7 protein-coding genes are annotated in these 13,702 nt (G+C 42.9%); 3 read left to right on the forward strand and 4 right to left on the reverse strand.

Annotated features, from left to right (window positions below; all coding sequences use genetic code 11):
* Positions 1 to 211: 211 nt before the first annotated feature.
* From mobA to mobC, 3 genes are all read left to right on the forward strand, one after another.
* A complete protein-coding gene (gene mobA / locus KJK34_RS10315; RefSeq protein ID WP_223053800.1) occupies positions 212 to 655 on the forward strand; it encodes a conjugal transfer protein MobA in 444 nt (147 codons plus the stop codon).
* Positions 652 to 1,929, forward strand: coding sequence for a conjugal transfer protein MobB (gene mobB, locus KJK34_RS10320; RefSeq protein ID WP_223053801.1), 1,278 nt, complete (start codon positions 652 to 654; stop codon positions 1,927 to 1,929). The genes mobA and mobB overlap by 4 nt, the downstream gene beginning before the upstream one ends.
* Positions 1,930 to 2,030: 101 nt before the next feature.
* Positions 2,031 to 4,034 (forward strand): conjugal transfer protein MobC, encoded by a 2,004-nt coding sequence (mobC, locus tag KJK34_RS10325; protein ID WP_223053802.1) that lies wholly within the window; start codon positions 2,031 to 2,033, stop codon positions 4,032 to 4,034.
* A 30-nt stretch (positions 4,035 to 4,064) separates the two neighbouring features.
* Here the strand turns inward: mobC and KJK34_RS10330 are convergent, their stop codons facing one another.
* The 4 genes from KJK34_RS10330 to KJK34_RS10345 all read right to left on the reverse strand — a co-directional run bounded on the left by KJK34_RS10330 (position 4,065) and on the right by KJK34_RS10345 (position 13,682).
* Positions 4,065 to 5,624 (reverse strand): Fic family protein, encoded by a 1,560-nt coding sequence (locus KJK34_RS10330; protein WP_223053803.1) that lies wholly within the window; start codon positions 5,622 to 5,624, stop codon positions 4,065 to 4,067.
* 183 nt (positions 5,625 to 5,807) lie between these two features.
* The gene (locus tag KJK34_RS10335) at positions 5,808 to 11,162 is read right to left on the reverse strand and encodes a helicase-like domain-containing protein (protein WP_223053893.1); all 5,355 of its coding nucleotides are present in this window, start codon (positions 11,160 to 11,162) and stop codon (positions 5,808 to 5,810) included.
* On the reverse strand, positions 11,152 to 11,586 hold the full coding sequence (locus KJK34_RS10340) for a DUF1896 domain-containing protein (protein WP_223053804.1): 435 nt from the start codon (positions 11,584 to 11,586) through the stop codon (positions 11,152 to 11,154). The genes KJK34_RS10335 and KJK34_RS10340 overlap by 11 nt, the downstream gene beginning before the upstream one ends.
* 11 nt (positions 11,587 to 11,597) lie before the next feature.
* Positions 11,598 to 13,682, reverse strand: a complete 2,085-nt coding sequence (locus tag KJK34_RS10345; RefSeq protein ID WP_223053805.1) for a type IA DNA topoisomerase — start codon at positions 13,680 to 13,682, stop codon at positions 11,598 to 11,600.
* Positions 13,683 to 13,702 lie beyond the last annotated feature (20 nt).

Consider the following 13,702-nt stretch of genomic DNA (forward strand, 5'->3'; position numbering starts at 1 on the left):
GGGTTGAACCGTAACCGTTAATGGCTTTTAGGCCATTTATCCTGCTTACTCCAATCCATCCCGAAGGGTGGATTTTCTGTTCTACAGAACAGAGCAAGTTATGTTTTGAGGCACCCGAAACAGGAAGGGTGCCTCAAAACAACTTGCCCTTGCAGGGGGCTGGAAAACGCCCTCCGAAGTCGGGGTTTTGTTAATTATTGAAAATGGATTTATGATGAGTGATGACAACAAAAAACATAACAAAGGCGGCCGTAAGCCAAAGCTTAACCGAAGCTGCCACCGATATGTGTTTCGGCTGACAGATCAGGAAAATGTTCGGTTTTTATCCCTGTATGAAGCCTCGGGCATGAATAATAGGGCCAAATTTATCATTTCGCTTCTCTTCCAGCGTGAGATCCGGATGGTCAAAGTGGATGTGCCTGCGATGGATTACCATACACAATTGACAAAATTGTTTGGGCAATTTCGCGCTGTTGGTGTAAACTACAACCAGATTGTCAAGATACTTTACCGTAATTTCTCTGAGAAGAAAGCCGCAGCTTATCTGTTTAAGCTGGAAAAACAGACTGTCGAGATGGCTTCATTGTGCCGGCAGATAATCGAATTAACCCAGGAATTTGAAAGCAAATATCTTGGTAAAAGACCTGAAAAATGATTGCAAAAATAGGGAAAGGCGAGAATATACTTGGTGCGCTTTCTTACAACCAGCACAAAGTGGATAAGGAAAATGGGAAGGTATTGCTCACTCACAAGATACCTGACACGTTGGATAATCGCTATTCGGTAGCTACAATATGTCGCTATTTTGAGCCCTACCTGCTAGCTAACAATAAAACGGAAAAGCCTGTCCGGCATATTTCGCTCAACCCTGATCCCGAGGACAAGGTTACTGACGACAAGTTTAGGGATATGGCATCGCAGTATATGAAGGAGATGGGTTACGGTAACCAGCCCTATATTGTATATAAGCATACTGACATTGAGCGCACCCATATACATATTGTGACTACGTGTGTTGAATTGGACGGAAAAAAGATCCCTGACAGTTACGACCATCCACGTTCCATGGCTATTTGCAGAAAGCTGGAAGAGCAGTACGGCCTTAAGCCCGCCCTTGAAACAAAGGAATCGCAAAATGAACGATTGTTCAAACCCGTGGAATACGCACGCGGCAATGTTAAGGCCAATATTGCTTCTGTTATACGTCACCTACCAAAGTATTACAGTTACCAAAGCTTTGGCGCTTATAATGCTTTGCTGTCACTTTTCAATATTACTGCTGAAGAGGTAAAAGGGGAATTGGGTGGACAACCCCGCCATGGCCTTGTATATTTTGTACTGAACGAAAACGGAGAAAAAGCAAGCCACCCGTTCAAAGCGTCACTGTTCGGGAAAAATGCAGGACTGGCACAGCTCCAAAGCCATTTTGAACATTCTAAGGAAAGGATGAATGGCAGCAAAGTCAGGCCTATTCTAAAAAACACAATCGAGATCGCCATGCATAGTGCAGGTAATGAGGCCGCTTTCAAACAGCAGCTTAACGAGCAAGGCATTAACGTAGTGATTCGTCGCAACGCGGAAGGACGGATTTACGGCATGACCTTTATTGACCATGAGAGCCGTTCGGTCTGGAACGGTTCCCAATTAAGCAAAAACCTTTCAGCCAATATGTTTAATGATTGGTGGAAAATGGAGCAAAAAAACACATCCGCCAGTCTTTCACAAGAGGAAACTAAAGCACCGCTACATGAGCCTGAACAACAGCCACACCATCTATTTGACTTCGCAAATACCGATAACCGCAATGATGAAGCGAACAATGAATTTTCAAGCCTACTTCCCGAATCTCAGGGCGAAGATTACGAGGAACTTGCTTTTGAAAACCGTATGAAAAAAAGAAAAAGAAAACCAGGATCAAACAGGGCATAATTTAATAATAACGCCAAACTAAGCCATTACTGGACATATAAAGCCATTCATCGATGGGTGCCGTGGCAGTTTCTAAATTCAGCTTTTAAAAATTACAAAGTATGCAAGGGGAAGACGATCTTAGGGGGTTAGCCAAAATTATGGCGTTTATGCGTGCAGTAAGTATAATTTTAGTGCTGATGCATTTTTACTGGTTTTGTTACGGATTCTTTTTGGATCGTGGCTGGACACTCGAAATTGTAAATAAAGTGTTGGGGAACTTTCACCGGACGGCAGGACTATTTTCAAACACCCTCTACACGAAGTTGTTTGCCCTTGTGTTGCTTGCTCTCAGTTGTTTGGGAACCAAGGGTGTAAAAGACGAAAAGATTACATGGCCAAAAATATATAGCGGATTATGCATTGGATTTATACTGTTCTTATTTAATTGGCCCCTGTTAAAACTCACGGCTACGGTAGCCACTTACCTTTATATTCTTACTACATCGGCAGGCTATATAAGCCTAATGGTTGCCGGTGTATGGATGAGCCGCTTATTGCGTAACAATCTTATGGATGATGTTTTCAATAATGAAAACGAAAGTTTCCAACAGGAAATCCTACTGATGCAAAATGAATATTCGGTCAACCTGCCTACAAAATTCTACTACAAAGGAAAATGGAATAATGGCTGGATCAATGTGGTGAATCCCTTCAGGGCGACTATAGTTTTAGGAACGCCCGGCTCCGGTAAATCGTACGCCATCGTTAATAACTACATCAAGCAGCATATTGAGAAGGGTTTCTCGATGTATATCTATGACTTCAAGTTTGATGACCTGTCCACCATCGCATATAACCATCTTTTGAAACACGCCGATAAATATAAGGTCAAGCCCAAATTCTATGTTATAAATTTTGACGACCCCCGTAGGAGCCATCGCTGCAATCCCATAAATCCCGATTTTATGACAGACATATCAGACGCCTATGAATCTGCTTATACCATCATGCTAAACCTGAATAGAAGCTGGATACAGAAACAGGGTGATTTCTTTGTAGAATCGCCAATTATATTGCTGGCTGCTATAATTTGGTTCCTGAAAATCTATGACAATGGGAAGTACTGTACTTTCCCCCATGCTATAGAATTGCTGAATAAAAAATACGCTGATGTCTTTACCATATTAACTTCGTATCCTGAACTGGAGAATTATCTTTCTCCATTTATGGATGCCTGGCAGGGAGGTGCGCAGGATCAGCTTCAGGGACAGATTGCCTCAGCAAAAATCCCACTCTCGCGCATGATTTCGCCACAACTTTATTGGGTGATGACAGGAGATGATTTTTCACTCGATATTAATAATCCGAATGAACCCAAAATTTTATGTGTCGGGAATAACCCCGACCGCCAGAACATATATTCGGCTGCACTGGGACTTTATAATTCGAGAATTGTAAAGCTTATCAACAAGAAGGGGCAGCTTAAAAGTTCAGTTATCATAGACGAACTTCCCACCATTTATTTCAGGGGACTGGATAATCTTATTGCCACAGCTCGAAGCAACAAGGTAGCCGTTTGCTTAGGCTTTCAGGACTATTCTCAATTAACACGGGATTATGGTGACAAAGAAAGTAAAGTCATTCAAAATACGGTCGGTAATATATTCAGTGGCCAGGTCGTGGGAGAAACCGCCAAAAACCTCTCAGAACGCTTTGGTAAAGTGCTACAGAAGCGGCAGAGTATGACCATAAACCGTAATGATAAATCAACCTCAATTTCGACGCAAATGGACAGTCTCATACCGGCATCTAAAATTTCTACCCTCACCCAGGGCATGTTCGTCGGGGCTGTGTCCGATAACTTTGACGAGCGTATAGAACAAAAGATTTTCCATGCCGAGATTGTTGTGGATAACGAGAAGGTGTCAGCTGAAACGAAGAGTTATCAAAAGATTCCTGAAATCCTTTCATTCATAGACGATAATGGTTCTGACAAAATGAAAGAGGATATTGAAGCTAATTACCGACAGGTAAAATTGGATATAGTCCATGTTATTGAGACTGAATTGCAACGCATCCAAAATGATCCTGATCTGCAACATCTGGTTCAGCAGAAAAAATAAAGGGATATCGATTATAATACCCCTTACTTGCTAGTGCGGCAGCTCAGCTACCGTATGCCCTTTTAATCCTTCACTTGCTAAAAAAGCGAGGAAGCGTGCGAAAGGCTCAATATTTTGTCCAACACTGGCATGTTCCAGGGCCTGCATATAGTCATCGCGCTTTTCAACCGGAATAACCGTCCAGGGATAACCGCCGGAAGCCAGCATTGCATTCATTAGAAATCTTCCCATTCTGCCATTGCCATCCATATAGGGATGTATAAACACAAATATAAAATGACCTAATGTTGCCCTTACCGAGGCTTCCGGCTCTTCTTCGAGAAGCTCAAATAAAACTGGCATTGCATCGCGCATGGCTTCAACACCTAATGGTACATGTTTGGAATTGCCAATATACACCTGATGGTTTCTATAGCCTGCCAAATCAGCAGGTTTAAGGAGGCCTGCTACCACACTGGGATCAAACAGCTGCCTGTACCACTTAGAGTGGTCTTTATCCACGGCAGTGCCTGCAGTGTTGCCTTCAAGAATTGCTTTTATGGTTTCTTTTACTGATTGGAAGGCCTGATAATAACCCCTTGCGGCCATAGCATCGCGCTGCTGCCTGTCAGCTTCATTCTCCTTGATGTCCCATTTTCCTGAACTTACCTTTTCAATTAATTCGGGTGTTACCCTATAACGTTCGATGGAAAGGGAGTGGTAAGCATCAGTAATGTAAATATCGTCTACATTTTTCATGAATGCTTCATGATCTTCAGGAATTCCCGGTGCGGGAGGAAAGTGCTTTACTACTATTTCACGCATCTGCATCCACATTAACCTTATACGATTAGCATAGGGTGAACGTTCCCTGGCAGGTAACTTAATGGCAATTTTTTCTTCAAAAGGATCCTCTTCCCTTATAACATAATCCGCCTGCTTGAAAGTTTCGATGATCTGGTCGGCAATCCTGTCCCTGCCGATATTCCTAAAGGCACCGGCTAACCTGCCGGCGAGCTTGGTATGTCCATTTTCAAGCAGGACAGGCAACACCTCAGATGCGTCGCGAATCATTGACAGGATTGTGCGGGCATCAATTGCATTGTGGGTATAAACAGCAGCAGTACAATAAATAAGGGCGGTCTGTAAGTTATAAACCCGAAGGCCATTACTGCGAATTTCTGCATATTCTTTTTCCGGCAGTTCCGTTTTCAGGTTAAAGAGGGAAGTATTGTGCGGTAATGGTGTCGGTTTATTATTCGCGTCCGGTGACCTGACAATAAGCTGTTGCGGCACCGACCAGTTGCCCGCATGAAGCAATAGTGACTGGTCTGCGGAAAGGCACCAATTATCTCCATACTTTTTTGTTATGAATTGGGTAACAAAATCCCAGTAAGAACTATACCATGCAGTAGTTTCTCCGTCTTTTTCGGACGGGTTGGATGCTATATACCAACCTTTAGCAACTTCTTTTATAAAGCCATTCTTAACAAGCAATTGCCTGTGTCTTGGATTGGGAATATCATCTGTGTATATACCAACTTTTCCGCTATCCTGCAACTCTTTCAGGACGGTAAGCGCTTCGACAAATCTTTCTTTTGGTGTTGCCATTTCTTTGTAATTTAGAATGTACTAATCTTAGCAAATACAAATGTACTAAAATTAGCAAACATAAATGCGCTAAAATTAGTAAACGTAAATGCGCTAAAATTAGTAAACGTAAATGCGTTAATATTAGCAAACGTAAACACGCTAATTTTAGTCAATGCAAAAGCACGTCTTAAAGCAAAGCTATTATCCAACACGCAGCACAGAACTTTTGTTGTTTTTATCAGTGCTAACATCATTAGGATATTCTGCGACACCATCTTTATCGGGAACGATTGATACCTGGATTTTTCTTTCTAATGAAGATAGCGACGCTTTTAATTCTGCCAATACACTTTCCTTTGACCATACACCATTAACAACTTCTTCAAGAATTGGCAAATCCTTCTTTAGCCCTGATATTTTCTTTTCTTCCTGCTCAATAAGCCCGGGAATTTTCTCAAGGGCATTCAGGAAATTCATAGAAGCAAGCTTTGCATCTCTTGCCATGATCCCATTATTGTAAGTATATTTAATATTTCCTTCCCCTTGAATAAAAAACCTGTTGTCTTTTTCAAAAGTGTCTTTTTCGGACAGTTCTGTTTTTACCAATAAGGTAAAACCATATAAAGTTCCAATTTCTTCGTACTGGCCCGCCGTCCTGGGTTTTTCCGAAAGCTGATTGAGTTTGGTTCCTATCTGCTTTATGTCTGCGTTTGCAGGCAGGCCTGTAAGCTGTATCAGATTAAGGATAGTCCCGTCCTGCGCTTTTTGTACACGTTTTTGCAGATTAACCCAATCAGTTTCCATACGCTCCAAACGCGAGCCTGCAGCATCAAGCGTTGCTTTAATATCATCAAGCTTATATCTGGAAGAGTATTTGGAACGAATGAAAGATTGCCTTTCGCTTTCAAGGCCTGCGATCTGTTTTTCAAGTTTGGCTTTTTCCAGCAAGTCCGTATTACCCGAAAGTATAGCGACATACTCTGAGAAATTCATCCCTGATTTTTCATCCAGACCACCTTCGTCGATGGTCCGTTTCCCCAAGCTATTATTCTTAAGCTGGTCAATGAAAACCTGTTTATTGTACAGAAGGTTAAACTTATAGCTATCTAAGGACTTTTCGACCGCATAGATTATCACATCCACATTATTTCCGGAAAAGAATTTAGCAATCTCGTTGCCTTTACGTATCGCCCTGCCATCTCTTTGAGCCAGGTCACTTGGGCGCCAGGGTGTATCAAGATGGTGAACAGCAACCGCCCGTTTCTGCGCATTAATGCCTGTTCCAAGCATACTTGTAGAACCGAATAGCACGCGAATTTTTCCGTCGTTCATCGCACCTATAAACTCTTTTCGCATTTTGTCGTTTTTTGCCTCCTGTATAAACCGTATCTCGTGCGAGGGAATGCCATGTTCTTCAACCAGTTTCCGCTTGATTTCAGAATAGGGGTTCCATTCATCGGGCTTATACGTACCTAAGTCGGAAAAGACAAACTGCGTCCCTTTCTGTGCATAAAATTTTTGGTAATACATGGCAATTTGTGCAGCGCAATGGGAGGCCTTATTATCAGGATGGTCACTGTATGTTGGGCTTATCATTCTCATATCAAGAGACATCTTACGGGCATAATCAGTTGCAATCAGCATTTTAGCCTTCTCCTCACTTTGGGATAGCTTTGGCCTTCCCAATAGCGTAGCATCACCTGATTTGGCAAACTGCATTAATTTCTTTATGAATACCTCCTGCTCAGGTGTAGGAGGAATATGATGAAGAATCTCTGTCTTTTCGGGACGGTCGATGCCAATATCTTTAGCCGTACGATAATCAGTTATTTCTGAATAGAACTGCGCCAGCTCCGGAACTTTTATAAAGAAACGGAATCGTTCTTTTGATACGATGTTGTTGGCTACCGAGAATTCATAATCAACGGTTTTACGGGCATAAATTGCAGCCCACGCATCAAAGCAGGTTATGCCCTGCTTTTCCAGAGCTTGGGGGCGCAAATATTTAAATAACAGGTACAGTTCCGTCAGTGAATTGCTTATGGTAGTGCCTGATAAGAAAGTTGCCCCCAAATCCTTGCCATTTCTCTCCTGTATTGTCCTTATGGCAAAAAGAAGGTTCAGCGCTTTCTGGCTTCCCTGCATATTCCCAAGGCCGGCTACGCGCTCATGGCGGGTATTAAACATCAGGTTTTTGAATTGGTGGCTTTCATCAACAAAAATGTGATCAATGCCCATCATTTTAAAATCGACAACATCGTCTTTGCGGTTATCAATGTCGTGTTCCAACGTCTTAAGCTTAACTTCCAGATTTTGTTTGCGTATGATTACACCTTTGAGCATAGCACGCGACACTTCGCCGCCCTGTGATTTAAGGACTTCCAGGTTTTCCTCTACGCTGTCGAGCTCAGCCTGCAGTATTTCTTTTTGGAGTTCAGGTGACTGTGGAATCATGCCAAACTGGTCATGGGTGAGGATAACACAATCCCATTCGTTATTTTTAATATCTCCAAAAATGCGCAGACGCTTTTGAGGGGTAAAATCTTCCTTACCGGGATAGAGGATTTTTGCATGCGGATATGCCTTGCGATACGTTTCCGCAATTTCGTGGACATTAGCTTTCAACCCTATAATCATTGGTTTATGGACTAATCCCAACCGTTTCATCTCTTGAGAAGCTACACACATTATTAGCGTCTTTCCCGCCCCGACCTCATGGTCGCAAATGGCTCCGCCATTGAGCTTTATCATCCACACAGCATCTTTCTGGCTGGGATACAGATCATCTATGCCTAACGCTTTACGATCCAGTCCCGGAAAATCCTGGTGGCTTCCATTATATTGCGGGCGCACAAAGCAATTGAATGTGTCATTATATTTATCGGTCAGGCGCTCCTTAAATTCATCATTTTGCGTATATAGCCAATCTGTAAATGCCTTGCGTATTTCGTCAATCTTGGTGTTGGCCATCTGGATGGCTTCCATATCCCGAACCTTCACTTCATTTCCGGCAATCATTACTTTTTTAGTGATATCCGGTGTGGTGTTGACAAGGGCATGTTTCAGCAATGCTATCCCGTCATATGTACGGCTTTGGGTTTTGAGAGCATATTTATCCCAGATAAGTACATTCTTTTTGTCGCACGCTATTGAAAAATCATCCGTATTCTCTGTATAATATATTCTAACATCTGTATCAAATAGATTGGAAGCGAAATGATTGTATATCCCTAAAGGAATCCAGCGCTCCCCCAAATTAAAATCAAGCTCGTCAAATTCAATCCGATTCGGACGCGCTTCCTCAAGCACCTTTAAGCTCTCGCGGGCCTCCTTATCGCGAGGGTTGGTCTCTAGGTATTGCCTGACTTGCGCAGCTTTATCGACAACATTTCCCGAGATCCACCTCTCAGAAATCTCGTATCCTGTGTCAAGCGGATTATAATTAATACGGCCATGCAGCGCTGCTTTCAGATCGGTTTCATCCATAGTGCTAACAGAAGACATGTATTCCAGCCGGACAGTACCGTACTTATTTAAGGAGGCTGCCAACGCCTCGTCAGGATTGTTAGTAGCTAATTTTGTAATAGAAAAGCTGACAGGCTGATGAAAAATATCAGCTTTATGTACAACGTTTCCAACCATTCGTTCGAGATATGGTATTTCTTTACCTGCGGTATCCGTTTTTATAAGTTTAATATTCTCTGCACTGTTTAGTGTACCATACCTTGTGATATAAGCATCGTATTGCTTGTTCAACGAAGCGCGCTCAACAGTATGCTCTACCATTAGTTCTGCTTCCCGATGGTAAAGCAGGTGGTACGAATCGCGGAGCTCTACGTAAGCTATAGCACGCAACCTTTGTGTCGGCGGCAAATTCAGAGGTTGAAAGATTGCAGATTTACTATAGATATCTACATTTTTTAGATATCCTACAAAACCCTTCTCAGCTACCAGGCAATCCTCTCGATGAAAGTTGTGTAGTTCGCCGGTAAAGGGACCGGGATCAGGAAAGGTATTTTTTATAATTGGAAAATTTGCTGACGGGGTGTTGTCACTCGGGCTATCCTGAGAGAATAAGTTTCCATACTGCAACTCACTGTTTTGCATTTTGAAATCAGGTGCGGCTTTATCCGGCTGGGAAGCAAAATGGTCAAAGAGCCCTGGATGCTTAGTCTTGCTTCTCTTATTATTCCTTTTCGGTAAGGTTTTAGCCTGTACAGACGGAGGTTTTTGCGGCGTGCTCTCGAAAAGATCGAACAGGCTTAACTGCTGTTCGTAAGAAGGAGTATCTGAAAAGAGGGGGTTTTGTGAGTTGGAAGTATTTTCCGTTTCCGTAACTTTTTGCCTGGGCTCTTCAGGGAGTTGTTTTTCAGGGTCCGGTCTTATTATCTGGGGGTCTATAATTTCTGGTCTTTTGACAGTAAGATTATTTGTGAAATCAATGGAAAGCAACTTTCTAAGATCTCCGGCGATACCTTCTACACCGCCTTCATGCTCGTATATCCAGGCAGGTTTACCATACATGTCGGTATCTTTATAGGCCGAAGTATGGATAATGGATTCCATAGTGGCGAAAAGCTTATTATAGTGGCTTCCGTCATTGGCTTGGTAAGTCCCTAAAAACTGGATTTCTTTATCTGAAAGTTCCTGTTTGTTACTATTTTTCTGTAGTATGATAAGGTCGCTCCCTACCTCAGTTCCCGCATATTCGCTAAATAAATTGTTAGGCAGGCGGATAGCAGATACCAGATTATGATCCCGCATCAAAGCTTCCCTGATAGGTTTATTTTTGGGGCTGTCAAGCACACCTTGTGAGGTAATGTAGGCTAAAACACCTCCGTCACGTAGCATATCACCGCCCTTAAGAAAAAAATAATTGTGGATGCTTCGGGCTCCTTGTTTACGCGCGACATCATTGCTGCGTGAAAATCCAAGGTCAAATACCGACGTATCACCGAAGGGAATATTACTAGTCACCAAGTCATAAGTGCCTCTTTCCTTGTCGGGAATTTCTTCAAAACCGGCAATCCGGATATTGTTTTGGGGATAAAGCTGTGCAAGGACTTTTCCGGTAAGAAGATCTTTCTCGTAAGCCGTGAAGTTTTGCGAATTATTACCGGATTTGGCAAAAGATTCGATAAAGGAACCAATGCCTGCTGATGGCTCTAAAATAGTATTAAAGCCGATGTTTTTTTCAGCGAAAGATTCCGCTAATGCTTTAATCACAGCCGGTGGAGTGTAAAAGGCTGTAAGTACCGAACTCCGCATGCTCTCTGTGAGTTGGCGGTATTGCTTATCATCAATGGAATTTTCCCTCAGAAGCTGATGTAATTCCTGGGTAAGCGAGAAAAGATTCTGTTCGGATTTTGCCCATTGTGAAAGTGCATTGGGGTCGTCAAAGGGATTCAGAACGAATTTTAGGCCACCAAAACCCCTAAACTGCAAAAGCTGTAGCCGCTCGGTTTCGGTAGCCTGGCGTTTCTCGTGCTCTAAAAAGAAAACTAAACGTAACGCCTCAATATTCTGTTTTAGATGATCCCTTTTATTAAAGGCCATTCTCTTCAATCCAGAGTTGTATCGTTCCTGTCAATTCTGTGTAGAGAAGGTCACATTCAGTTTTACCTTCAAAATCATCGGTCAGCTCATACCGCATGAATACAGGATCGCAAACTGGCAGCATCTGCATGGCAAACGGATAGAGTTCCTCGTCTGCCATAATGGTGTCAAATTCATTACATACTACCTTGAAAACACTACCGAAGCGGGAAAAATGCAGTCCTTCAAATAAGATGTAATTGGCGATCTCGTCACATTGCATATAGGAGTTCCCTGAACCAAAAGCACCTTCGTATGCGCTTGCAGCGCGTTGGGCGCGCTGATTTATAAATGTCGTATTCCAGGCGAGTTCCGGAAAACTGGCCCTGAGCAATTCCTCTAACCTCAGTTTGAAATAAGAGAGGTCTCGTTGATCTGTTTTCATATTAGATTTTTTTATGCCTTTCTTCCGGCTGGTTTTTCAAATTCAAAATAGGTCGTGGCATTCTCGCCGAGAACGATAAAGGCATTGAATTTTTTTTGGGATTTGCTAACCATTCCTTTTATAAGGTGGGTTCTCCCTGCCTGTACCAACTGTTCTATTTCTGCATAGTTTAAATGGACACCACAGACCTTTAGATACTGTACCCAATTGCAGTCAGCTGAAGGGCATTTGACTAACTTATCCCTGAACTGAAGTTTGTGCTTTTTACATTTTGGGCAGGTGAGATCAGGATGTTTTTCTTTATGTATTGTGCTCGATAGCAATTCACCGGTTATAGTCGTAGCGTACTGCTCCATCTCCCGCTGAAAAACATCCAGGCTGAGCTGGCCATTTTCAACTTTCTCTAAAGCAAGCTCCCATTGCGCTGTCATAGCCACATCTGAAATACTTTTATCTTTAACGAGGTCATAAACTTTAAGTCCCTTTTCCGTGGGAATAAGCGATTTCTTAGTCCTCTGAATGTACGATCTTGATAAAAGCGTTTCGATGATGGCCGCACGGGTAGCCGGAGTGCCGATTCCAATGAGCTGGATTGCCTTTCGCTCGTGTTCATTCTCTATTGCTCTTCCGGCATGTTCCATGGCAGCCAATAAACTTGCATCAGTATATAGTGCTGGAGGACTTGTCTTCTTTTCCAGCACTTCAGTGCTTTTTATCTTGATTTCATCACCAACTGCAATTTCCGGCAAGACCTGTAATGAGGCACTTTCTTCATCGTCATATCTACCTTTTACTGCACGCCAGCCTGGCATCAGCACTTCTATTCCCTTGCTGACGAAAGTAGTACCTGACACCTCAAGGATAACCTCTGTTACCTTTTTAGTGCACGCTTCAGAAACTGCTTCAAGTAGCCTGTGGGCAATCATATCATAGATCAAATTTTCCATTGCTGATAAGGATATCGGAATTTTCTCGGTTACCAATAGCCCATGATGGTCGGTCACTTTTATATCATTGACTATGCGCTTATTCAGCCTCCCAAGCTTAAGCTTGCCAATCACCGATCCAATAGATGGCCTGGTTTCCAAAGCTTTTATAAGTTTCGGTACTTCACTCCACATGTCCTCCTGGATGTACTTGCTGCCAGTGCGGGGATAGGTGATGAATTTTTTTTCATATAGGCCTTGGGCAATATTCAGCGTTTCTTCTGCGGAAAGGCCAAGCTGCTTGTTTGCTTCCTTTTGAAGGCCTGTTAAGTCAAACAATAGCGGCGGCTGTTCAGAAATGGTTTTATTATCCGCTGACAGTACAGTTGCTATGCCGATGCGTTGCACCATTCTCAATACATCTTCCGCTGCCTTTTTACCGTCCCAGTTGATTAATGATAGGCTTTTAAAGTCCGTGCCGTTCTTTTGATGTCCCAATTGGACCTGACAATATGTTTCTGCCTTAAAAGTGCTGTTTTCCAAAAACCTTTTGCAGATTATGGCGAGAGTGGGTGTCTGTACTCTTCCCAAGGAATATACACCGCTGCCTGCGGTTATGCTGAGCGCTTGGGAAGAATTGATGCCTACCAGCCAATCACCCTTGCTTCTGCCTTGGGCAGCGGAGTAAAGCCCGTCGAACTCACTACCTCCCTTCAGGTTGGCGAACCCTTGCCGTATCGCTTTTTCAGTTAGTGAACTTATCCACAAGCGCTTAAATGGTTTTTGGCATTTAAGGTAATCGTATATATACCGGAAAATCAATTCTCCCTCACGTCCCGCATCTGTTGCAACAATAATACTTTCGCAAGCCTTGAATAAATGATCGATTACCTTCAATTGTTTTGCAGCACCCGGATCGGCAACATAAGACTTATCCTTGCGTATTTTCCGCCCTGTTAATAAGAAGGGATTTGGCAGTATTGGCAGGGATTCCGCCAGAAATCCTTTAATGCCGTAATCTTCCGGCATGCCAAGGGCAACCAAATGCCCCAAAGCCCAGGTTATCTGATAGCCATTTCCCTGCGAGTAGCCGTCTTTTTTTTCCATGGCACCAAGCACTAGGGCAATTTCGCGTGCAACACTTGGTTTTTCTGCAATCACTACTATCATAATCCTTTATGTGTATATAG

The organism is Flavobacterium coralii, assembly GCF_019891545.1.
Taxonomy (GTDB): Bacteria; Bacteroidota; Bacteroidia; order Flavobacteriales; family Flavobacteriaceae; genus Flavobacterium; species Flavobacterium coralii.